General features: G+C 49.1%; 17 protein-coding genes. 8 read left to right on the top strand and 9 right to left on the bottom strand.

What is annotated here, in order from left to right:
* Both HZ996_02175 and HZ996_02170 read left to right on the top strand, forming a co-directional pair.
* Complete coding sequence (locus HZ996_02175; GenBank protein QTN37994.1) at positions 1 to 3,498, top strand: efflux RND transporter permease subunit; 3,498 nt, start codon at positions 1 to 3, stop codon at positions 3,496 to 3,498.
* 71 nt (positions 3,499 to 3,569) lie between these two features.
* Complete coding sequence (locus HZ996_02170; protein QTN37993.1) at positions 3,570 to 5,492, top strand: 1-deoxy-D-xylulose-5-phosphate synthase; 1,923 nt, start codon at positions 3,570 to 3,572, stop codon at positions 5,490 to 5,492.
* A 68-nt stretch (positions 5,493 to 5,560) separates the two neighbouring features.
* On the opposite strand, the gene accC is transcribed toward HZ996_02170, so the two are convergent.
* The 7 genes from accC to HZ996_02135 all read right to left on the bottom strand — a co-directional run bounded on the left by accC (position 5,561) and on the right by HZ996_02135 (position 11,914).
* On the bottom strand, positions 5,561 to 6,916 hold the full coding sequence (accC, locus tag HZ996_02165; protein QTN39987.1) for an acetyl-CoA carboxylase biotin carboxylase subunit: 1,356 nt from the start codon (positions 6,914 to 6,916) through the stop codon (positions 5,561 to 5,563).
* A 42-nt stretch (positions 6,917 to 6,958) separates the two neighbouring features.
* Positions 6,959 to 7,462 (bottom strand): acetyl-CoA carboxylase biotin carboxyl carrier protein, encoded by a 504-nt coding sequence (gene accB / locus HZ996_02160; GenBank protein ID QTN37992.1) that lies wholly within the window; start codon positions 7,460 to 7,462, stop codon positions 6,959 to 6,961.
* Between the two features lie 43 nt (positions 7,463 to 7,505).
* Complete coding sequence (locus HZ996_02155) at positions 7,506 to 8,501, bottom strand: ketoacyl-ACP synthase III (protein QTN37991.1); 996 nt, start codon at positions 8,499 to 8,501, stop codon at positions 7,506 to 7,508.
* A 108-nt stretch (positions 8,502 to 8,609) separates the two neighbouring features.
* Positions 8,610 to 8,798: a 50S ribosomal protein L32 gene (gene rpmF / locus HZ996_02150; GenBank protein QTN37990.1), complete on the bottom strand. Its 189-nt coding sequence runs from the start codon at positions 8,796 to 8,798 to the stop codon at positions 8,610 to 8,612.
* 23 nt (positions 8,799 to 8,821) lie between these two features.
* The gene (locus HZ996_02145) at positions 8,822 to 9,358 is read right to left on the bottom strand and encodes a DUF177 domain-containing protein (GenBank protein QTN37989.1); all 537 of its coding nucleotides are present in this window, start codon (positions 9,356 to 9,358) and stop codon (positions 8,822 to 8,824) included.
* A 56-nt stretch (positions 9,359 to 9,414) separates the two neighbouring features.
* Entirely contained in the window at positions 9,415 to 10,476 is a 1,062-nt protein-coding gene (gene pdxA / locus HZ996_02140) for a 4-hydroxythreonine-4-phosphate dehydrogenase PdxA (GenBank protein ID QTN37988.1), read from the bottom strand.
* Positions 10,466 to 11,914, bottom strand: coding sequence for a leucyl aminopeptidase (locus HZ996_02135; protein QTN37987.1), 1,449 nt, complete (start codon positions 11,912 to 11,914; stop codon positions 10,466 to 10,468). Before HZ996_02135 ends, pdxA begins: the two co-directional genes overlap by 11 nt.
* A 39-nt stretch (positions 11,915 to 11,953) precedes the next feature.
* On the opposite strand from HZ996_02135, the gene mqnC reads away from it, so the two are divergent.
* Genes mqnC through HZ996_02120 form a run of 3 tightly spaced genes read left to right on the top strand, consistent with a single transcriptional unit; the run spans position 11,954 to position 16,325 of the window.
* Positions 11,954 to 13,078, top strand: coding sequence for a dehypoxanthine futalosine cyclase (mqnC, locus tag HZ996_02130; protein QTN37986.1), 1,125 nt, complete (start codon positions 11,954 to 11,956; stop codon positions 13,076 to 13,078).
* A gap of 47 nt (positions 13,079 to 13,125) precedes the next feature.
* Complete coding sequence (locus HZ996_02125; protein QTN37985.1) at positions 13,126 to 15,729, top strand: gliding motility-associated C-terminal domain-containing protein; 2,604 nt, start codon at positions 13,126 to 13,128, stop codon at positions 15,727 to 15,729.
* An 11-nt stretch (positions 15,730 to 15,740) separates the two neighbouring features.
* Positions 15,741 to 16,325, top strand: a complete 585-nt coding sequence (locus HZ996_02120) for a riboflavin synthase (protein QTN37984.1) — start codon at positions 15,741 to 15,743, stop codon at positions 16,323 to 16,325.
* Positions 16,326 to 16,401: 76 nt separating this feature from the next.
* Here the strand turns inward: HZ996_02120 and HZ996_02115 are convergent, their stop codons facing one another.
* Positions 16,402 to 18,468 (bottom strand): gliding motility-associated C-terminal domain-containing protein, encoded by a 2,067-nt coding sequence (locus tag HZ996_02115; protein QTN37983.1) that lies wholly within the window; start codon positions 18,466 to 18,468, stop codon positions 16,402 to 16,404.
* Positions 18,469 to 18,476: 8 nt separating this feature from the next.
* Positions 18,477 to 18,914 carry a hypothetical protein gene (locus tag HZ996_02110; GenBank protein ID QTN37982.1) on the bottom strand — a complete coding sequence of 146 codons (438 nt, stop codon included), beginning with the start codon at positions 18,912 to 18,914 and terminating at the stop codon, positions 18,477 to 18,479.
* A gap of 167 nt (positions 18,915 to 19,081) precedes the next feature.
* Here HZ996_02110 and lepA point away from each other — a divergent pair, with 167 nt between their 5' ends.
* From lepA to HZ996_02095, 3 genes are read left to right on the top strand one after another with little or no spacing between them, the layout of a single operon-like run.
* Positions 19,082 to 20,878 carry an elongation factor 4 gene (lepA, locus tag HZ996_02105; GenBank protein ID QTN37981.1) on the top strand — a complete coding sequence of 599 codons (1,797 nt, stop codon included), beginning with the start codon at positions 19,082 to 19,084 and terminating at the stop codon, positions 20,876 to 20,878.
* Between the two features lie 52 nt (positions 20,879 to 20,930).
* Positions 20,931 to 22,472, top strand: a complete 1,542-nt coding sequence (locus tag HZ996_02100; GenBank protein QTN37980.1) for an acyl-CoA carboxylase subunit beta — start codon at positions 20,931 to 20,933, stop codon at positions 22,470 to 22,472.
* Positions 22,473 to 22,500: 28 nt separating this feature from the next.
* Complete coding sequence (locus HZ996_02095) at positions 22,501 to 23,118, top strand: redoxin domain-containing protein (protein ID QTN37979.1); 618 nt, start codon at positions 22,501 to 22,503, stop codon at positions 23,116 to 23,118.
* Positions 23,119 to 23,135 lie beyond the last annotated feature (17 nt).

Below are 23,135 nucleotides of genomic sequence, written 5' to 3'. Positions count from 1 at the left end.
ATGTCAGAGCAACAGAAAACATATAAAGTGATGAAATTCTTCAAGGAATTTCGTCTGTCGTCGTTGTCGGTGGACAACCGGATGACGGTCTTCGTTTTGACGGCCATTATCTTCATTGCCGGATTGACATCGTACACATCCATGCCCAAGGAGGCCTTTCCGGAGATTGTAACACCGGAGATTTACGTGGGTACCCCATATCCAGGGAACTCACCCGTCGATATTGAACGACTCATCACCCGCCCTCTCGAGAAAGAGATTAACGGGATTACTGGTATCGATGAGATTAACTCGACTTCCGTACAGGGCTACTCCACGATTCAAGTCAAATTCGACTTTGACGTCACTCCCGAGGACGCCCTTCGCAAAGTGAAGGACAAGGTGGATATCGCCAAAAGCGATCCCGACTTCCCGAATGATTTGCCGGCAGAGCCCAATGTCTTTGAGCTGAATTTCTCGGAGCTCGTGCCTATCCTTAACGTTAACCTCTCGGGCCCATTCTCCATTGATCAACTCAATGATTACGCTGAGTTCTTGGAAGAAGAGATTGAGGCGCTTCCACAAATTTCAGATGTGGAAATCCGCGGAGTTCAGGACAAGGAAATGAAGATCAACATTGATCTCTACAAGATGGAGTCACTCGACATCAGCTTTAATGATGTCGCTAATGCCATCCAGTCCGAGAATGTCACCATCTCAGGTGGAGACTTATTGGTCGATGAGTATCGCCGAAACGTACGTGTCCTGGGAGAATTTGAGTCTGTTCAGGATGTCGAAAACGTGATCGTCAAGCAGGAGAATTTAAACATCGTTTACCTCCGCGACATTGCCACGGTGAAATTTGAAGGGGAAGACCCCATTAGTTTTGCTCGTGAATACACGGAGCCGGTAGTTATGATTGACGTCATGAAGCGTTCGGGAGAGAACTTGCTCATCGCCTCTTCTCGTATTAACGAGATCATTGCCGATGCACAAGAGACCTTCTTTCCGGACAACTTGGTCATTACCATTACCAACGACCAAAGTGACCAGACGCGGAATCAGGTAAATGAATTGGAGAATTCCATCATCTTCGGAATCATCCTCGTGGTCTTGGTTCTCCTCTTCTTCCTCGGTATCCGCAACGCCCTCTTTGTGGGAATCGCGATTCCACTTTCCATGTTGATGAGTTTCTTCATCCTCGGAAGCTTCGGAGTGACCTTGAATACCATGGTGCTTTTCTCTTTGGTTTTGGCCTTGGGAATGCTCGTGGACAACGGGATTGTGGTGGTCGAGAACATATACAGGCTCATGGAGGAAGGTTATTCCCCCATACAGGCGGCGAAGGCCGGTGTAGGGGAGGTGGCCGTGCCCATTATCGCCTCTACAGCAACGACCTTGGCGGCCTTCTTGCCGCTGGCCTTGTGGCCAGGACTCTTTGGTGAGTTCATGAAGTATCTTCCCATCACCTTGATGATCGTATTGGGTTCTTCACTCTTCGTGGCTTTGGTCATCAACCCCGTATTGACCAGCGTTTACATGCGCGTTGAAGAGGCACAAGTGAACCTCAAACGCCTTCGTTTGATCGGAATTATCTTGATTGGCCTTGGACTCCTCTTTGTGGTTATGGGTGCCTCTGGACCTGAGTGGAAAGGAGGAATGGTCACCTTCGGAAACCTTTTGATCCTCGGTGGATCCATGGGCTTCTTGAACCACTACATCTTGACGCCATCGACCCGATGGTTCCAAAACACGGCGATCCCTGCATTGGAGCGTGTGTATGGAGGGATACTTCGTTTTGCCCTAGCGGGCCGACGAGCATATCTCTTCTTCTTCGGAACCATCTTCTTGTTGTTCTTCAGTTTTGTATTGACCGGTGTATTCCCACCACCCATTGAGTTTTTCCCAGAAAACCAGCCCAACCAGGCGGTAATCTACATTGAAAAGCCCATTGGAACGGACATTTCAGTGACCAATGAGTTGACCAAGAAAGTGGAAGCACAGGTCTTGGAAACCATTAAGAAATACGAGGAAACGGTAGAGGAAGACGGCGTGGAAGTAACGCGCAACTGGATGGTCGAGTCCGTGATTGCCCAGGTGGGTGAAGGAACCAGCGATCCAAATGCAGGTCCTTCCATGGCACAAACGCCCAACAAAGCGAAGATCACGGTTCAGTTCGTGGAATTCGCAGACCGCCGTGGACTCCAGTCCAGTGATCTGTTGAAAGAAATTCGCGCAAATGTTAGCCGTTATCCGGGAGTTCAGCTTACGGTGGATAAAGACAATCAAGGTCCTCCAGCGGGAGCTCCAATCAACATTGAGTTGGCGGGAGATGATTACTACCAATTATTGGCAGAGGCCGAGAAAGTTCGCGCCTACATCAATGAAGCCAATATTGGTGGAATTGAAGAGTTGAAGCTCGACGTGGAATCCGGGAAGCCGGAGATGCCGATCATTATCGATCGCGAAAAAGCGCGTCGCTACAACGTATCGACCTACATGATTGGAGATGCACTTCGTACTTCTTTGTTCGGTAAGGAAATCTCCACCTATAAAGACGGTGAGGACGACTACGACATCGTCGTTCGTTTTGACGATCGCTACCGCTACGATGTAGAAGCCTTGATGAATCAGCGCATCACTTTCCGCGATCAGAGCAATGGTCGTATTCAACAGGTGCCCATTTCAGCTGTGGCCCGTGCAGAAAAGTCCTCTACGTTTAGCTCGGTTAAGCGTAAAGACTTGAAGCGTGTCATCACCATTTCGTCCAATGTACTGGAGGGCTACAACGCCACTGCGGTGAACAACGAGATCAAGGCGCGTATGGCCAATTATTCGGTGCCCGTTGAGAATACCTTGAGCTTTACCGGAGAGCAGGAAGAGCAGGCGGAGCAATTTGCCTTCTTGAGCCGCGCATTGATGATTGCGGTCTTCTTGATCTTCTTGATCTTGGTCAGTCAGTTCAACTCCGCGGGACAACCGTTCATCATCCTTTCGGCAGTAGTCTTGAGTTTGATTGGGGTGTTCTTGGGTATTGTGATCTTCCGAATGAACTTCGTGATCATGATGACCATGATTGGTATCATCTCGCTTGCGGGAATTGTAGTGAACAATGCGATTGTATTGATTGACTACACCAAGCTGATCATTGCCCGTAAAAAGGAAGAGTTGGGTGTAGGAGCCACGGAATACCTGCCCAAGGAAGTGCTCTTTGAGTCTATTGTAGAAGGAGGAAAGCTCCGTTTGCGTCCAGTACTTTTGACGGCCATTACGACCGTTTTGGGATTGCTCCCGCTGGCCACAGGAATGAACATCAACTTCTACACGCTATTCTCGGAATATGATCCACAGATCTATTTTGGCGGGGATAATGTGATCTTCTGGGGCCCGATGTCCTGGACCATTATCTTCGGACTCACCTTCGCGACATTCTTGACCTTGGTTATTGTCCCGGTGATGTTCTACCTCCAGAATCGCTTGCTGTATCGCCTGTATCCGAACAGAATTGCGAAAGTATAAATGAACCCCCGACCCGAAGGTTTGTTATCTTTGCCTAATTGCCCTTAGAGGAGAGATAAAAACGACCATCGATGGAGTTCAAGCCAGGAGCCTTATTGGCTCAGATCAACAGCCCTGAAGACTTGCGCCAGCTCGACAAGAGCCAGCTCAAGCAAGTATCGACCGAACTGCGCGACTTTATCGTGGACCTTGTCTCCGTTAAAGGCGGGCACTTCGGTGCGAGCTTAGGGGTAGTAGAGTTGACCGTAGCGCTGCACTATGTATTCAATACGCCCACCGATCAGTTGGTTTGGGATGTGGGCCACCAAGCCTACGGTCATAAGATCTTGACCGGTCGACGTGAAGTATTTCACACCAATCGGAAGTACAAGGGCATTAGCGGATTCCCAAAACGTAGCGAAAGCGAATACGACACCTTTGGCGTTGGTCACAGCAGTACCTCGATCTCTGCAGCTTTGGGAATGGCCGTGGCAAACCGCGAAAAAGGAGATGACCGCCAACACATCGCCGTGATCGGAGACGGCGCGATGACCGCTGGTTTGGCCTACGAAGGCCTCAATCACGCCGGAGCGGAGAACACCAATCTACTGGTGGTGCTCAACGACAACTGCATGAGCATTGACCCAAATGTGGGTGCTCTTAAAGAATACTTAACCGACATCTCCACGTCGCACACCTACAACAAGGTCAAAGACGAAGTATGGGATTTGCTCGGTAAGGTGAGCAAGTTTGGACCGAATGCTCAGAAAATCGTCCAGAAGGTAGAGAACGCTGTAAAATCAGCACTGCTCAAGCAGAGCAACATGTTTGAAAGCCTAAACTTCCGCTATTTCGGTCCTGTAGATGGACACGATGTCGATCACCTGGCCCAAGTGATGGCCGATCTTAAAGACATCCCCGGACCTAAAATCCTTCATGCGATAACCGTCAAAGGAAAAGGGTATGGACCTGCAGAGGCCGGAAGTCCAACCAAGTGGCACGCGCCTGGACTTTTCGATAAAGAAACCGGTGAAATCATCAAGAGTACCCCAACGGCTCCTCAACCGCCCAAGTACCAAGATGTTTTTGGCCATACCATTATTGAGTTGGCTAAGGAGAACGAAAAAATCATGGGGGTTACCCCGGCGATGCCCACGGGTTGCTCCTTGAAGTACATGATGGAGGAAATGCCGGATCGCGCATACGACGTGGGTATTGCCGAACAGCATGCGGTGACCTTTAGTGCCGGATTGGCGACCCAAGGGATGGTGCCCTTCTGCAACATCTATAGCTCTTTCATGCAACGAGCCTACGACCAAGTCGTACACGATGTGGCCCTTCAAAATTTAAACGTGGTCTTCTGTCTGGACCGAGCCGGTATGGCCGGAGCAGATGGTCCCACGCACCACGGAGCCTTTGATTTGGCCTACATGCGTTGCATTCCCAATTTGATTGTGAGTGCCCCCATGAACGAACAAGAGCTCAGAAATCTCATGTACACGGCCTCTCAAGAGGACATGGGATCCTTTGTGATTCGCTATCCGCGTGGACAGGGTGTGATGCCTGAATGGCGCACTCCGCTCGAGCTGGTAGAAGTCGGCAAGGGTCGTCGCATTCAAGAAGGTGAAGACGTAGCCATCTTGACCATTGGTCACATTGGAAACTACGCCACCAAAGCTTTGGAGAGCCTACGGCTCGATGGCGTTCATCCAGCCCATTACGACCTCCGCTTCGTCAAACCACTTGACGGGGAAATGTTGACTGAAATCTTCGAGAAATTCGACCGAGTGGTGACCGTTGAAGACGGATGCATCACTGGAGGTATGGGATCTGCCGTACTCGAATGGATGGTGGATCACGGTTATTCTGCGCGCGTTACTCGATTGGGTATCCCCGATCGATTCGTAGAGCACGGGACGCAAGATGAATTGTACACGGAGTGCCATTATGATGCTGAGAGCATTCGACGTGCCGTACTTGAGCTCATTGGCGAGCGCGTTCTAGATCAGCTTTAAATAGAACGTACAACATAAAAAAAGCCGCTAGTGACTAACTAGCGGCTTTTGCTTTTTATAATGCTTGATTATTCGCCTCCCTTGGTCCCGAGTAGGTCGTATTCTTCCAAGAACTTGGTGGTGTAGTTCCCATTGACGAATTCTTTGTGCTTGAACAGCGCCTGATGGAAAGGAATCGTCGTCTTAATTCCCTCAATCACAAATTCGTCCAAGGCACGACGCATTTTTGCCATAGCCTCTTCACGTGTCTGTGCCACGGTGATGAGCTTAGCAATCATGGAATCGTAGTATGGAGGAATCACATATCCGGCGTACACGTGTGTGTCGATACGGACGCCATGTCCACCTGGCGCATGGAAATTCGTGATCTTTCCTGGACTTGGTCGAAAATCATTGAATGGATCTTCCGCATTGATACGGCATTCAATAGCGTGTAATTCTGGCTCGTAGTTCTTACCTGAGATTTTCTCTCCGGCAGCTACCTTAATTTGCTCCCAGATCAAGTCGTGCATAATGACTTCTTCCGTAATTGGGTGCTCGACCTGAATACGGGTATTCATTTCCATGAAATAGAAGTCACCGTGCTTGTCCACGAGAAACTCAACCGTTCCAGCTCCTTCGTACTTCACAGCTTCAGCCGCCTTGATAGCAGCCTTACCCATCTTGCGACGGAGCGATGAGGTCATAAATGGAGAAGGAGTCTCTTCGACGAGTTTTTGGTGACGGCGCTGAATGGAACAATCTCGTTCGCTGAGGTGACAGGCTTTACCGCGGCTGTCTCCTACTACTTGGATTTCAATATGACGAGGTTCTTCGATGAACTTCTCCATATACATCCCATCATTGCCAAAGGCTGCACCTGCTTCCTGACGAGCAGAATTCCAAGCCTTTTCGAGCTCGTCTTCACCTTTGACTACGCGCATCCCGCGGCCTCCACCACCAGCAGTGGCTTTAAGCATAACGGGGTACTTGATTTTCTTGGCAATCTTATGAGCCTCTTCTAAGCTCTCCAACAAACCGTCAGAACCCGGGATGGTAGGTACCCCAGCTTTCTTCATGGTTTCCTTGGCAGAAGCTTTATCGCCCATTCCGTTGATTTGCTCCGGCGTGGCTCCAATAAACTTGATGCCGTGTTCCTCACAAATCTTTGAGAATTTTGCGTTCTCACTCAAGAACCCGTAGCCAGGATGAATGGCGTCCGCATTGGTGATTTCCGCAGCAGCGATAATGTTCGGGATTTTGAGGTAGGACTCTGCACTACTGGCAGGTCCAATGCACACCGCTTCATCTGCGAAACGAACGTGCAGGCTTTCCTTATCAGCCTGTGAATAAACCGCGACAGTTTTGATATCCATCTCTTTACATGTCCGGATGACACGAAGAGCGATTTCACCGCGATTCGCCACAAGCACTTTATTGAACATCTTTTTGCTCATGGGTGCAAATTTTGGCGCTCGGTGAGCGGTTTATGAAGGGTCTACGAGGAACAAGGGCTGATCGTATTCAACCGGACTTGAGTCCTCTACCAGTACTTTAACAATCTTTCCTGAGATCTCTGATTCAATCTCATTGAAGAGTTTCATCGCCTCAATCACACAGACGACTGACCCTTCGCTGATCTCGTCACCTACGTTAACAAAGGTGTCGTGATCTGGAGAAGGACGGCGGTAGAAGGTTCCGATCATTGGAGACTTGATCTCCACATATTTGGAATCATCACCCGCTGATTCTTCTGGTGCTGCTGGAGCAGGAGCTGCTGGTGCCGGAGCCGCTGGGGCTGGCGCAGCAGGAACGGCTTGAACTTGGGGTGCTGCGGCAACGGGCACGTGTTGAACCACAGTAGTTTCTTTAATTTCCCCATCTCCTTTCGTTTTGATGGAAATCTTGACTCCATCTACTTCCAGATCTACTTCCGTAGCACCGGACTTAGCCACAAAACGAATTAAACTCTGGATTTCTTTTAGATCCATATTGATTCGGGTTTAGCGTATTGAAACAAAACTAACAATTATATCAAGAATCGTAGGCCCACTTGAGGTAGAGTGATCCCCAGGTAAATCCGCCACCGAAAGCAGCGAAAATAATGTTGTCTCCTTTCTTCAACTGGCCTTCATAGTCGCGCAAGCAAAGCGGCAGTGTACCGTTAGTGGTATTTCCGTATTTATGGATGTTGAGCATCACTTTTTCCGGCCCAACCCCCATGCGACGAGCAGTGGCATCGATGATGCGCTTGTTGGCTTGATGCGGTACAAGCCAAGCCACATCGTCGGCGACGAGGTTATTGCGTTCCATAATTTGCGCACTGACATCGGCCATATTCGTTACGGCGAACTTGAATACTTGCTGGCCTTCTTGGTGAACAAAGTGCTCACGAGCAGCTACTGTATCTGCATTGGGAGGATACATGGACCCTCCTGCTTTAATATTCAAAAACTGACGTCCTTTTCCATCAGAACGCAGTATTTCGTCCTGCACACCGAGTCCTTCTTCATTTGGTTCCAGGAGAACTGCTCCTGCACCATCACCGAAGATGACACAAGTTGTGCGGTCGGTGTAATCGATGATCGAAGACATTTTGTCCGAACCGATCACCAGGACTTTTTTGTATTGGCCGCTTGCGATAAACTTGGCGCCTGTGGCGAGTCCATACAGAAAGCCCGAACAGGCTGCCATCAGGTCGTATCCAAAGGCGTTCACTGCACCAATTTCAGAAGCCGTGTAGGTTGCCGTTGCGGCAACCGGCATATCTGGTGTAGCCGTCGTGACCAAGACCATGTCGATTTCGGCCGGGTCTAAATTCTTTTTATCAATGATTTCTTGAGCGGCTTTGATGGCCATGTAGCTGGCTCCAAGCCCTTCGCCTTTGAGGATGTGGCGTTCTTTAATTCCCGTGCGGGTGGTGATCCACTCGTCAGTGGTGTCTACCATCTTTTCAAGTTCCGAATTCGTGAGCACGTATTCAGGAACATAACCGCCTACGGCCGTGATGGCTGCTGTGAGATTTCCCATAGGTTTCAGTTCGTTGTGGCGCCGCTAAAGTACGGTCTAAAAAGAAAGTAGATTCGGCTCCAGGAACCAAATCTACTTAATCTGTTTTCAATAAGTACGAGCGAGGGCTTACAATTCCTCTTTCTCCATCACCACTTTGCCCTTGTAGTACAACTTACCTTCGCTCCAGTAAGCACGGTGATACAAGTGAGGCTCTCCTGTGGTCGGACAAGTAGCAATTGTAGGAGCCGTAGCTGTGTAGTGCGTACGACGCTTATCGCGACGGGTCTTCGACTGTTTGCGCTTTGGATGTGCCATTTTTATCTATTTACGTTCGTTGCTCAATCGTTCAATAAATCCTTCAGTTTGTCCCACCGGGGATCAGTTTCTTCCCCTTCTTCTTTTTCCTCTTTGATTTCAGGGCTCAGTTCATCCAAGCGATCCAAAATCTCCGATTCCAACGTCCCGTCTTCAACTCCTGGGTGTACTTTTTTCATGGGTATGGCCAGGGAAATGATGTCTCGAATAAACGGCGCCACGTCCACCTCCACGGCTTCATAAGGCAACACCAGTACTTCTTCGTCATCATTGTTGAACTCAGGTCCGAATTTGACAATCCAATTGACGTGCTCGTCAAAGGGGTGGTTAAAGGGCTCATCCGTCAGGTCGCAGCGCAACTCCACGGAACCTTTGAAAGTGAACGCCAGCTCAAGCATGCGCTCGCTTTTGTCCATTTCCATATCCACCTGGATGTCGAAATTTCGATACTCCAGCGGTCCAAAAAAACCAAAGAACTCATCTCCCACATGGAAATCGAATTGATGCTTTCCAAGCGCCAATCCCGTAAACGGGATGCTAAACTCCTTCAAATCCTTCATAGCATCGCGATTTCAATGGGCCTGCAAAGATAATAAAAGAATGGAAAAACCGAATCCTATTTAGACTCTTCTTGCTTGATTAGCGGATTTTTAGCCGCCTCAGCGTGCCTCTGACGACGAACGTAAACATCCTTGGCCAAATAAAGGGCTTCGCGGAACGATTCTTCGTTGGCGATTCCTTTCCCAGCAATGTCATACGCCGTTCCGTGGTCAGGTGAGGTTCGAACGACGGGTAAACCGGCGGTGAAGTTGATTCCGCCACCAAAGTTTAGGGCTTTAAATGGAATCAATCCCTGATCGTGGTACATGGCTAGAACTCCGTCAAACTCCAAGTGCTTTTGCGCCCCGAAAAAACCATCCGCAGCGTAAGGGCCATATACCATAAGGCCTTCGTCGAAATGCTTGCGCACAGTGGGTTCAATGATTTTGGACTCGGCATCACCGATGAGTCCTTGATCACCGGCATGGGGGTTCAACCCTAAGACGGCAATTCGAGGTTTTCGAATTTCGAAATCGAGCCGTAGGCTCTGCTCAAACAATCGGAGCTTGGCGCCAATGGACTGCGAAGTAATCTGGGATTCGACCTGACTCAAAGCGATGTGGCCCGTGACTAAAGCCACTCGGAACGCATCACGACAGAGGATCATTAAGCTCTGGCCACCGCCAAATTTCTGTCCTAAGTACTCCGTGTGTCCGGGAAATTTAAAGTCGTCTGATTGGATGTTGTGCTTGTCAATGGGTGCGGTGACCAGGGCTTGAACGTGACCAGCTTCCAAGGCATCAGCCGCAGCTTGAAGACTTTTCAAGGCGTATTGGCCTCCCTCAGGAGTGGACTTTCCAAGTTCAATTTTCGGTTGGTCTGAAATACAGTCAAAAAGGTTGGCTTGATCATTCTTGACTTCACTCCAGTCCTTGATGACCCGGACGGGAAGCTCTTTCAAATCGAGCTGCTTTCGGTAGAAAGACAGTACTGAAGAAGACCCAAAGATCACGGGTGTCATGAGCTCGTTAAGGCGCTTATCGCTCAAGGTTTTGAGCACGACTTCCATGCCTACGCCATTGAGGTCTCCTACCGATATACCAACGCGGATTCTATGGCCACTTGGGTTAGCGCTCATTGTAGCGGGTGCGTTGCAAGAAGTATTCAAATAGCAATCTTACCCCGACGCCGGTAGCATTTTTGGTGCGGTACTTGTCTTTTTTCTTGAGCCAAGAAGGTCCGGCGATGTCAAAGTGTACGTATGGATAGTCCGTAAAGTGTTCTAAGAATTTTCCGGCCGTAATGGCTCCACCTTCGGGGCCACCGATATTCTTTAGGTCAGCAATATCGCTGTCCAGCAGGTCTCTGTATTCCGGCCAGAATGGGAAAACGGCCAGGCGTTCATGCACGGTATTGGCTGCTGTGTGTAATTCGTTCCACACATCGTCCCCAGCGTTACCCATGGCGACAATGCCGTATTTGCCAATGGCCATTGCAGCAGAGCCCGTTAGGGTGGCGAGGTCAATGACGAGTTCGGGGTCAAATTTTTTCGCGTAAGCCAAGGCGTCCGCCATAATCATTCGCCCTTCGGCATCCGTATTCAGCACTTCGACGGTACTTCCGTCAAACATCTTGATAACATCCCCTGGAGCGTAGGCGTTTTGACCGGGCCGGTTGTCCGTTGCGGGGATAAGACCAATCACTTTGATCGGCAATTTGGTTTCGGCAACAGCCACCATGGCGCCTACTACAGCGGCAGAACCCGCCATATCGACCTTCATGAAGTCCATGCTGTTGGCCGTTGGCTTTAGGGAAAGACCCCCAGTATCGTAGACAACCCCCTTTCCAACGAGGATAACGGGCTGTTCATTCACAGCGTCCTCGGGCGACCATTCCATGATGGTAAAGGTCGGAGGGTCCATACTCCCTCGGTTCACCGCCAAAAGACCGCCCATTTTGAGGGACTCAATTTGTTTCTTCTCCAGAACAGTGACCTTGATTCCAAGTTCTTCTCCCCACTCTTTCATAATCTCGGCGTATCGAGGAGCTGTGAGGGTAGAGAGTGGTTCGTTGCTGAGATCGCGTGCGCGCAATGTTCCGTCCAGTACGGCATTTAGATGATCCAGTTGCTCGTCCGAGCATCGAGAGATGACCGAGTATTCGGTGAGTGAGCGCTTGCGGTCGGGATTGGTGAAGTACTTGGTAAAACGGTAATTCCCCAGAACTAAACCTTCCAGGACGTACAGTCCCGCTTCTTGATCTTCGGTGAGGTCGACTAAGGTGATGTTTTTGGCCTTTTGGCGATTGAGCTCTTCTTGAAGCTCATCACCCAGACAGCGCCATGCTTCTAGGGTTGCAGATCGCTCGTCTTTGCCCACTGCACGTGCGGGAAAGTGGACGTGAACGGTTCGATCCAGCACCAGATATTTCTTGCCAGAGGCCCCTGTCGTTTGGTCAATATGATCCCGTTCTTTTTGTTCCGGAATGTAATACTCCAATTGGGCGGCGTGATCGAATAAGAGAATCGCGTCATCTCCCGCATCCAGCGTGGCTTTCCTGCGAACAAAAGTCCTCATTTCTTTGTAGTTTTATCGACGCTAAAGTAGGTAAATTCAATGAATACGGATCAGTTGTTGGGACGGGCGCTAGAGCGCGATTTCCTTAGTGCAGAAGAAGGCCATTTGTTGTTTGAAAAGGTATCGACTCCCGAGTTAATGTTCGTGGCGAACGAGCTGCGGAAAGAATCGGTTCCCAGTGGAAAGGTGACGTGGATTATCGATCGCAACACGAATACCACGAACGTGTGTATTGCGAACTGCAAGTTTTGCAACTTCTTTAGACCTCCCGGTCACCCGGAGCAGTACATCACAGATTTAGAAACCTATAAACGCAAGATCCAAGAGACCTTTGACTATGGCGGGGAGCAGTTGCTGTTGCAGGGTGGACACCACCCTGATCTTGGTTTGGACTATTACAGCCAACTCTTTCGTGATTTAAAAGAAATGTTCCCGAACCTGAAGCTTCACGCGTTGGGGCCACCCGAAATTGCACACATAGCCAAACTCGAAGGGGCCTCTCATACGTATGTATTAGAGAAGCTCAAGGAGGCGGGATTGAATAGTCTTCCTGGAGCTGGGGCGGAAATCTTGAACGACCGGGTTCGCCGATTGATTTCGAGAGGGAAATGCGGAGGACAGGAGTGGCTCGATGTAATGCGCGCAGCACACCAATTGGATATCACTACTTCAGCGACCATGATGTTTGGTCATATCGAAACGGTTGAAGAGCGATTTGAGCACTTGGTTTGGTTGCGTGAAGTTCAGAGTGAAAAGCCCGAGCACGCAAAAGGTTTCATCGCCTTTATTCCTTGGCCGTTTCAAGACGATGGCACCTTGTTACGCAAAATTCGAGGTGTTCGGAATTCGGTGACCGATGATGAGTATGTCAGAACGATTGCCATCAGTCGAATCATGTTGCCGAATGTCCAGAACATTCAAGCCTCATGGCTCACCGTTGGTGAACAAGTTGCGCAAATGTGCTTGCATGCTGGAGCGAATGATTTCGGCTCCATCATGATTGAAGAAAACGTGGTGTCCGCCGCGGGAGCCCCTCACCGATTTACTTCGGAGGGAATTCAGCGAGCCATCCGCGAAGCTGGCTTCGAGCCTCAATTGAGAAATCAGGAATACGAGTATCGCGAGCTTCCTGAACAAATGGTGCAACAAGTCATTGATTATTAAAATATTCCGACCTTAAAGTCGGTTTTACTAAGTACCAACCCGAACGCATGAAAAAGTGGATCTCCTTTGTCGCCCTTTTGTTGTGGACGAGCACTGTCGTGTTCGCAACGCACAATAGAGCTGGTGAGATCACCTACAAGCACTTGAATGGGTTGGAATACGAGTTTGTTTTGGTGACCTACACCAAGGACTCCGCACCAGCGGATCGCCCCGAACTTGTCGTTTTTTGGGGTGATGGTACCAGTGATACCTTGACGCGTAGTAATGGTGGTGGAAATGGTCAACCCATTGGGAACGACATTAAGCGCAATATTTACATCGGCCGTCACTTGTATCCAGCACCGGGCACCTATACGGTGACCATGGAAGATCCGAACCGGAATGCAAACGTGGTCAATATCCCAAATTCTGTTCAGATTCCCTTTGCGATCAGTACAACGCTAGCGGTTAACCCCAACTTGGGATTCAACAACTCACCGGACCTGTTATATCCACCGATTGATAACGGATGTGTGAATGTGCCCTTCATCCACAACCCAACGGCTTTTGATATTGATGGGGATAGTTTGAGTTACTCTTTAATTCCTTGTGCTGGGGCAAACGGCGCTCCCATTCCCCTTTGGACCTTGCCCGCGGCGAGCAGCAGCATTACCATAGACCCTGTTTCCGGTGAGTTTCTCTGGGATTCGCCCATCCAAGCAGGGGAGTACAATATCGCTATCGAAATTACCGAGCATCGACAGGACGACAATGGCAACTGGTCCATTGTTGGGCGAATGGTTCGGGACATGCAAATCGACATCGCCGGATGCAACAACAATCCACCGGAAATTCAGCCTTTGGATGATCGCTGTGTCGAAGCCGGGGACTCCATCTTCTTCCCCGTAGTGGCGATCGACCCCGATGCGGATGGGGTGTCCTTGATGGCCTTTGGCGGACCTTTTGAGGTCGACGACCCTGCCTTTTTCCCACCGAACCTGCAAGGACAAGGACAGGTGACTGGAATTTTCGGGTGGCAAACGAGCTGTTTGCATGTGCGCAAACAACCCTGGCAAGTTGTTTTCCGTGCGGAGGACATTGGAGTGTTCCCTTCCCTTGTGGATCAGGAGACCATGAACATTACCGTCGTAGGACCGGCGCCACAAAACCCGCAAGCAATTCCCGCTGGTAATGCCATGGATGTTTCGTGGGATGCCTCAGCGTGTACCCAGGCCATTGGCTATGATGTGTACCGCAAGAACCAATTCTTTGGTTTTGTACCGGACGAGTGTGAGACGGGTGTTCCTGCGTATACGGGATACCAGTTGATCGGTTCCACCAATGGACTGAACGCCACGAGCTATTTCGACGACAATGGTGGTGCGGGATTGACCAAAGGAAACACCTATTGCTACATGATTGTAGCCAAATATCCGGATGGTGCCGAGAGCTACGCTTCAGTAGAAGTGTGCGCGGAGCTGTTGCGGGATCAACCACTGATCACCAATGTCACCGTCAACAATACGGGTGCTGGGAATGGTGAGATAGAAGTCCGCTGGGTAAAACCGATTGAGTTTGATAGCGTGCTTTATCCCGGACCATACGCGTATCGGGTTTATCGCGCCGTAGGCGCAAATGGAACCAACTATACCGAGTTGGCTACCCTTAATGGAATCAACGACACCTTCTACGTAGACGCGGGAATCAACACAGTGGATAACGGCTATCGCTATCGAATTGACTTCTTCCAGAACAATGGAGGCACCTTGGAGCCCATTTCGCAGTCCGACCCAGCTTCGAGCGTATTTATTAGTCTGGTTCCGACAGATCAAGCCATGATCATCAATTGGTCGGTCAATGTGCCTTGGATCAATGCGGAGTATGTCATTTACCGCCAGGACCCCGGTGCCACCACTTACGATTCCGTGGGTGTGAGCTCGACCAATAATTACTTGGATGGCGGGCTGGAAAATAATCGGACGTACTGCTATTACGTGGAAACTCGAGGGGCCTATTCAGGATCGGGCTTGCCTGCGCCGTTGATCAATTTGAGTCAGGAGACCTGTGGGGCACCGAACGATACCACTCCACCTTGTCCGCCAATCTTGCGTGTGGAGAAGAATTGCGAGGAGAACTTCAACCAGCTGAACTGGGGATTCCCGGATGATGAGTGTGCGATCGATGCCATTGAATACGAAGTGTACTACACGCCGATTGAAGGAGGCGAGTTCGAGCTTCTGACCGTGATCACCGATCCTTCAGATTCGTCCTTCACACACAACGATTTGATGAGTATTGCGGGCTGCTATGCCGTGGTTGCCGTGGATTCCTTCCTGAACGTTAGCGATTTCTCCAACGTGGTTTGCGTTGACAACTGTCCGGAATATGAGCTTCCGAACGTCTTCACGCCAAACGGGGATATGGATAACGACTTCGTTGTACCCATCAGCAATAAATATGTTGAAGGGGTGGAGGCGACCATCTACAACCGCTGGGGAACCATCGTATACCAGACCACGGATGTAGACATCAATTGGGACGGCACGAACTATCAAACGGGCGAAGATGTTCCCGAAGGCGTATATTATTATGTCGTCCGCGTGAATGAAGTACGACTAACGGGTCTCGAGGTCCGTGAAATCACCGGCTTCATCCACTTGTTCCGCGACTAAAACACAAGCACATGTTTACCGGCATTATCGAAGAAATGGGCGAAGTTTTGGACCTACGGCCCGATGGTACAAACGTCCATATCCGCGTCCGTGCAGCGATGACCCCAGAACTCAAAATCGACCAAAGTGTAGCGCACAATGGTGTCTGCTTGACCGTGGTCGACATCCAAGGCGATACCTACGAAGTAACGGCCATTGAAGAAACTTTGAAGCGCACAAACCTCGGTGATTGGAAGCCTGGCTCAAACGTTAATTTGGAGCGATGCATGACGGCAGGAGGTCGTTTTGATGGTCACATCGTTCAAGGACATGTGGACACCACAGCCACGTGCGTTTCTGTTGAGGAGCGAGACGGTTCTTGGAACTTTCATTTCGAATACGATCCGGGCGAAGGCCGAATCACGGTAGAGAAAGGAAGCATCACCATCAATGGTGTTTCGCTGACTGTTGTAGAGAGCACAAGCCGGGGTTTCTCGGTCTCCATTATTCCATTCACCTACGAGCACACCAATTTCAAGGATATCCAAAAGGGATCCCGAGTCAACTTGGAATTTGATATCGTCGGGAAGTACGTCGCTCGTTTAATGGGTAAGTAAATTCTTGATTCGAGTTTTAGTGTATAAAAAAAGCCGGCCCCTTTTGGAGCCGGCTTTCTTTTAACGTTATGCTTGCTTAGTCGTTTCGAATCAGCATCAAGGTTCCCTGAGCTTCGAGCTCTTCACCTTCCTCGCCAATGGCTTTAACGACGTAGTAATATGTTCCTTCTGGGTGGCCTTCACCACTCCATCCGCTGCTTGGGTTTTCCCAATCGGTCCATTCGTAGATCATATTACCCCAGCGGTTGAAGATCTGTCCTTGGAACTCAACCAAGTTTTGCGTTGAGTCGTTGGCTGTAACCGCATTATAGTATGGGAAGTTTCCGTCAGGCGTGAATACGTTCGGCATTTTCAACCTTGGCTCACGCTGATATACGATAAACTCACAGTAGTTCGACTGGCTGACGTACACACCTCCGGTATCGACAAACTCAGCTGTCTGGATGCGAACGGTGTACGTATCTGCATCATAGGGCTTCTCAATCGTGGTACTCGTTGTAGTCGCTGTATCCATGGTGTTCCAAACCCCATTTGAACCCTGAATTTGGACATAGTACTCTGGATTCGGCCAACCCCAGTAGTCACTCCACTGAAGATCGAGGAACAAGGTGTCACTGTTGTCTGCGCAATCCAATAAAATGGTCGCAATGGAATCAGATTGACGCGATTGTCCTCCATCATATACGATGCGCACATAGTAGTTGTATGCGTTCGTATTCACATCGGCTTGACCAAGAGTTAAATCCTCCCAGCTGGTTGCATTGAAGTTGTTCTCCGTTCCAACAGGTGCATAAGGTCCTCCTGGATTCAGTGCACGGTAGATTTGGTATTCTGTAAATAAACCAGAAAGTGCACTCCAGCTTGTATCCGTAGAGATTCCCCATTCGACCATTGGATGATCATCGTCTACTACGGTGACATTCTTCAAATCAATGTCGACATCGTAGCAGTTAAAAATGTTGACCAATACCGTATCAAACTCCGGCAGTGTACCACATTCTGAAGTCAATGAATTTTGGTCATTCCCCAACTTTGACCAGAAAACATACTGACCATTGTTGTTCATGGGGAACAAGGTGGTAATTGCGATTTGCTGTGTTTGTCCGTTCTGGCAGTTGATGCCCTGAGCCCCAACTACTGGTAGTGGATTACCGCCAGGGAAGGACATACGGAAGTCAGACCCGTCTGGGCTGATGGAATTACAGTCAATAGGACGGTCGATAGTGATCACAAACGTACTGTCCCCACATGGAATGGTGATATCCGGTCCAAGAGCTGGACGAGGGCTTACAATAACGTCGACGGTATCCGTAACCGTGTTTCCATTTTGATCTGTGGCTTGCACCCAGTACGTGGTCGATTGAGAAGGTACTACGGTATCTGTTGTCGTTGTGTTACCCGTACTCCAAATCAAGTTTGGCGGTGCACACCCGATCAATACTTCGTCAATTCCCCAAGCGTCGAAACCAGTACTACTGGTTACCAACTGAGCCCATCGGAACGATGTGGCGTTTGTCACCGCTGCCGCAGGGATAGGGCATCGGTATAAGTTCCAGTGATAAAGCGTGCTTTGCTGTTGTTGAGCCAAAGTAGGGAATGGCTGCCAATAACCTCCCGATCCAGGAACGGTCGTTAGAAATGGTGGAACCGTACTCAAGTTTCCTACGGGTGCTACATTCGGTCCGGGGAAATCCGTCCAAGTCAAACCGTTATTGGTAGAATACTGAAGGTGGACTCCTTCCGTCGCGGCATCCGGGTCCTCACACGGCCCGTTTCCAGGTACAAGACCATACCTCATCCAGAATTCAATATAACAGGCACCACCAGCCGTCAAATCGTAGGTGTTCGTTACAAGCGTACGGTTGTTCGATGGAGTTGTTCCTACCCAAAGGTGCGAGCCCACTGGGCCAGGACCACATGGATTGGTAAATACAGGGTTTGCCTGCGTCGAACTCCAACCGATACCGATGGTTCCGTTGTTAAAATCGTTAAATAGGAATGCAGATGTACATTCCAAAAACACAGTATCACCTTCACAGATTGTCGTGTCTTGTCCCGGTGAAATAATCGTGATGTTCAATCCTTGACCGTAAGACCAAGAAAAACCGAACGCTAGAGCTAATACGAGTAGAAATTTCTTCACAGTAGTCGTTATTTAAGGGTCACAGTCAAGTTGGCCAATTCCAAGTCGGTCAGCTCACGCATATCGTCCTTGTCCGTGAACCTCTTATACTCAGATAAACGTTGATCGCCGCAAGTTCCTTCCAATGCTGAACCAGCGGAAAGAGTAAAGCTTGCACTGCGCTCGTCGTCCGAGTTTGAATCAAAGGCGGGCATGTTGTCGTGAAAAGGATGAGGAACCCAAGAAACCTCAGCGTCTTGATTATTGGTGTTCACCACTTTAATCAAGACATACTCCAGATAAACCCCATTAGCAGGATCGTCACAAGCCTGCTTCTTCATGTAGATTTCGACGCCGTTTTCAGTGGTATACAATGTCCACTCAAGGCTGTTGATTCCCTCCGGAGCTCCTGCTACAGCTGTGGCCATCCATAGAGCACCCGCTAAGGAAAGAATCCATTTTTTCATATTCCGTCGATGTTTAGGTTTGACGCTATTTCGCCAAGAACAGCAAATATAATAAAAACTGCTACGGCGCTCCAATAAACGAAAGTCGTCCCTGAATGGTTGGCTATGGAAATGAATGAGTCTTTGAACGCGAAATCAGAGCGGAAAAAGGCGTAATTTCGCGGCTTATGAAGAATATCCGGAATTTCTGCATCATCGCACACATCGACCACGGTAAGAGCACCTTGGCAGATCGTTTGTTGGATGCAACCCAAAGTGTATCGGATCGCGAGAAGAAGGACCAAATCTTGGACAGCATGGATTTGGAGCGAGAGCGTGGAATCACCATCAAGTCTCATGCGATCCAAATGACCTTTTCGAATGAAGGTGAAGAGTATACCCTGAATTTGATTGATACTCCTGGACACGTCGACTTCAGCTATGAGGTATCTCGTTCCATTGCTGCCTGTGAGGGAGCTCTGTTGGTGGTGGATGCCGCACAAGGAATTCAAGCGCAAACCATCTCCAATCTCTATCTCGCCTTAGAACATGATTTGGAGATCATTCCGGTTCTGAATAAAATTGATCTGCCCAGTGCAAACCCTGAGGAAATTTCAGATCAGATCATCGATCTAATCGGCTGCGATCTAGACGAGATCATTCCCGCTTCAGCCAAAGAAGGTATCGGAATACAGGAAATCTTGGAGGCCATTGTAGAGCGGGTTCCTGCCCCCGAAGGTGATCCCAAGGCACCCTTGCAGGCCCTGATTTTTGACTCTGTATACAATCCTTTCCGCGGTGTTGAGGCCTACTTCCGTGTGATGAACGGTTCCATTCGCAAAGGAGAGATTGTCCAATTCGTCAACACGGGGAAGAAATACAACGCCGATGAAATCGGAGTACTCAAACTGAACCAAGAGCCCCGAAAAGAAATCAAGACTGGTGATGTAGGGTACATCATTTCTGGAATTAAGGACGCCAGAGAGGTGAAGGTGGGGGATACGATTACTTCATTTGAGCGGCCTACCCCTGAAGCCATTGCCGGATTCGAGAATGTGAAGCCCATGGTATTTGCCGGGGTATACCCTGTGGATACCGAAGAATACGAAGAGTTGCGCAGCGCCATGGAAAAGCTCCAACTCAACGATGCCAGCTTGACCTTTGAGCCGGAGAGTTCAGCGGCCTTGGGCTTTGGATTTCGCTGCGGGTTCTTGGGAATGCTACACATGGAGATCATTCAAGAACGCTTGGAGCGCGAGTTTAAAATGACGGTGATTACCACCGTTCCCAACGTATCGTATAAAGCGTATTCAAAGAGCAGTGGTGATGAGTTTGAATGGGTAAACAACCCTTCAGACCTCCCAGATCCAAACCTATTGACCAGTGTTGAAGAGCCGTATATTACCGCGCAGATCATTACGAAATCTGAGTTTGTTGGTTCTATCATGACCTTGGCCATTGAAAAGCGCGGGATCATGAAGAATCAGGTTTATCTGACTTCAGATCGCGTAGAGCTCAGCTTTGACTTGCCTTTGGCTGAGATCGTGTTTGATTTCTACGATCGCTTAAAAACGGTTTCAAAAGGATACGCCAGTTTTGATTATCAACCGATCGGTTATCGAGAGTCCAATTTGGTCAAAGTTGATGTTCTTTTGAACGGAGATCAGGTAGACGCACTTTCAGCGCTTATCCACCGAGACAATGCATACGACATCGGTAAAAAGATGTGCGCTAAGCTTCGAGAGCTCATCCCACGCCAGCAGTTTGACATTGCCATCCAAGCTGCGATTGGATCCAAGATCATCGCTCGAGAAACTGTTAAGGCTCTTCGAAAGGATGTTACGGCCAAGTGTTATGGAGGAGATATTTCACGTAAAAGAAAGCTCCTTGAAAAGCAAAAGGCCGGAAAGAAACGAATGCGTCAAGTAGGGAACGTTGAAATTCCACAACAGGCCTTTTTAGCGGTGCTTAAATTGGACAATTAAGTCCCTTTTGTTTGCTACTTTAGGGGTCCATTTCAACGACAAATAAGGACTGATGTCTGACAAATTTCAGGAGCTCGATAAAAAGGTTGCCGAAGCCCAACTCGGGGGAGGTGAAAAACGCATACAAGCCCAACACGACAAAGGAAAGTTAACCGCACGTGAGCGGATACACTTTCTATTGGACGAAGGCTCATTTGAGGAGATCGGTATGCTGGTCACTCACCGTTCCACCAATTTTGGCCTTGACAAACAAAAGATCCTTGGTGATGGAGTCGTCACGGGCTATGGCCGAGTGAACGGAAGATTGATCTATGTCTTTGCTCAGGACTTTACCGTTCTCGGCGGATCCTTGGCGGAAGCCCACGCTCAGAAGATTTGTCGCATCATGGACTTGGCCATGCAGAATGGAGCACCCATCATTGGGTTGAATGATTCTGGAGGTGCTCGCATCCAAGAGGGCGTTGTTTCCCTAGGCGGATATGCAGATATCTTTTTCCGAAATACTCGTGCCAGCGGGGTAATTCCTCAGCTTAGTGCGATTATGGGCCCTTGTGCTGGTGGGGCAGTATACAGTCCTGCGCTTACGGATTTCATTCACATGGTGGAAGGAACGAGCTACATGTTCGTTACAGGCCCGAATGTTGTAAAAACAGTCACGCATGAGGAGGTCACAGCAGAAGAGCTTGGAGGAGCTTCGGCACACTCTACGAAGAGCGGGGTGGCTCATTTTACTGCCGCTAACGAAATAGCCCTGATCCAGCAGCTCAAAGAGCTTTTAGCGTTTATTCCTCAAAACTGCGAAGAAGAACCACCGGCATTGCCTTATGAAGCGGGAGATGAAAAGCGTCCAGACCTCAATCAGATCATCCCGGAAAACCCCAACCAGCCTTACGATATTAAAGACGTGATCAACGGCGTTTGTGATTCGGATTCCTTCATGGAGGTCCATAAGGACTATGCTGAAAATATCGTTGTTGGTTTTGCACGATTGGCCGGTAAGAGTATTGGTATTGTAGCGAATCAGCCAGCCTTCTTAGCTGGAGTTTTAAACATCGAGGCTTCCCAAAAAGCGGGGCGCTTTGTCCGCTTCTGCGACAGCTTTAATATTCCTCTTTTGGTATTTGAAGATGTGCCGGGATTCTTGCCTGGAACAGACCAAGAATGGAATGGAATCATTACTCACGGAGCCAAGTTGCTCTATGCTTTTAGTGAAGCAACCGTGCCGCGCGTGACGGTAATTACGCGAAAAGCCTATGGTGGAGCCTATGACGTGATGAACTCCAAGCATATCGGAGCGGATATGAATTTTGCATGGCCGTCAGCAGAGATCGCTGTCATGGGCGCTAAAGGTGCAGCGGAAATAATTTTTAGAAAAGAAATTGCATCAGCAGATGATCCTTCTGCCAAGCATGCGGAGAAAGAAGCGGAATACGCGGAGCTCTTCGCCCATCCATATAACGCTGCGGCACGTGGTTATGTAGACGAGGTCATCAAACCTGAAGTTACCCGTGAAAAGTTGATTCGCGCGTTTGAGATGCTCAAAAACAAAGTGGATGTTCTTCCCAAAAAGAAACACGGGAACATTCCGCTCTAAATATGAACTGATATAAATTGAACCGAAAATGAAAAGAGTATTTGCCTTAGCTACCGCTTTTGTGACTGGATTGGCATTGATGTCTTCTGCCCCAGCTGGTGATAAACTGGAAATAGGAGATTCCATGCCTTTACCGCATGTGAAAATGACTAATGTTGACGGTACAGAACTGAATCTTCGCGAGGCCATGAAGCCCGGAGGATTGGTTGTCATTTTCTCATGCAATACTTGTCCATTTGTTATAGAATGGGAAGAAACCTACAATGATATCAATGCTGTGGCTTCTGCAAACGACGTGGGTATGATACTCGTTAATTCGAACGAAGCTAAGCGAGATGGTGACGATAGCATGAAAGAAATGATGGAGCACGCCAAAGCTCAGAAATACAGCATGCCTTATGTTGTGGATAAGGACCATGTTGTTGCGGATGCCTTCGGGGCCAATACGACTCCTCACGTTTACTTCTTCGATAAAAACATGACGCTTGTTTATACCGGTGCCATTGATGACCGTTATGAAAATAGTGCTAAAGAGGTTACCCAAACCTATTTGACAGATGCCATCCAAGCCTATATGGGAGATGGGACAATAGACCCTGAAACTACCCAGAACAAAGGGTGCAGCATTAAGCGCGTTAAGCAGTAATTCACATTTAACATCTT

The organism is Cryomorphaceae bacterium, assembly GCA_017798125.1.
Taxonomy (GTDB): domain Bacteria; phylum Bacteroidota; class Bacteroidia; order Flavobacteriales; family ECT2AJA-044; genus ECT2AJA-044.
This window is presented reverse-complemented; position numbering and strand designations above follow the sequence as displayed.

Coding starts and splice junctions, on each gene's coding strand:
- HZ996_02175 (QTN37994.1), top strand. CDS start 1: ATGTCAGAGCAACAGAAAACATATAAAGTGATGAAATTCTTCAAGGAA.
- HZ996_02170 (QTN37993.1), top strand. CDS start 3,570: ATGGAGTTCAAGCCAGGAGCCTTATTGGCTCAGATCAACAGCCCTGAA.
- accC (QTN39987.1), bottom strand. CDS start 6,916: ATGTTCAATAAAGTGCTTGTGGCGAATCGCGGTGAAATCGCTCTTCGT.
- accB (QTN37992.1), bottom strand. CDS start 7,462: ATGGATCTAAAAGAAATCCAGAGTTTAATTCGTTTTGTGGCTAAGTCC.
- HZ996_02155 (QTN37991.1), bottom strand. CDS start 8,501: ATGGGAAATCTCACAGCAGCCATCACGGCCGTAGGCGGTTATGTTCCT.
- rpmF (QTN37990.1), bottom strand. CDS start 8,798: ATGGCACATCCAAAGCGCAAACAGTCGAAGACCCGTCGCGATAAGCGT.
- HZ996_02145 (QTN37989.1), bottom strand. CDS start 9,358: ATGAAGGATTTGAAGGAGTTTAGCATCCCGTTTACGGGATTGGCGCTT.
- pdxA (QTN37988.1), bottom strand. CDS start 10,476: ATGAGCGCTAACCCAAGTGGCCATAGAATCCGCGTTGGTATATCGGTA.
- HZ996_02135 (QTN37987.1), bottom strand. CDS start 11,914: ATGAGGACTTTTGTTCGCAGGAAAGCCACGCTGGATGCGGGAGATGAC.
- mqnC (QTN37986.1), top strand. CDS start 11,954: ATGAATACGGATCAGTTGTTGGGACGGGCGCTAGAGCGCGATTTCCTT.
- HZ996_02125 (QTN37985.1), top strand. CDS start 13,126: ATGAAAAAGTGGATCTCCTTTGTCGCCCTTTTGTTGTGGACGAGCACT.
- HZ996_02120 (QTN37984.1), top strand. CDS start 15,741: ATGTTTACCGGCATTATCGAAGAAATGGGCGAAGTTTTGGACCTACGG.
- HZ996_02110 (QTN37982.1), bottom strand. CDS start 18,914: ATGAAAAAATGGATTCTTTCCTTAGCGGGTGCTCTATGGATGGCCACA.
- lepA (QTN37981.1), top strand. CDS start 19,082: ATGAAGAATATCCGGAATTTCTGCATCATCGCACACATCGACCACGGT.
- HZ996_02100 (QTN37980.1), top strand. CDS start 20,931: ATGTCTGACAAATTTCAGGAGCTCGATAAAAAGGTTGCCGAAGCCCAA.
- HZ996_02095 (QTN37979.1), top strand. CDS start 22,501: ATGAAAAGAGTATTTGCCTTAGCTACCGCTTTTGTGACTGGATTGGCA.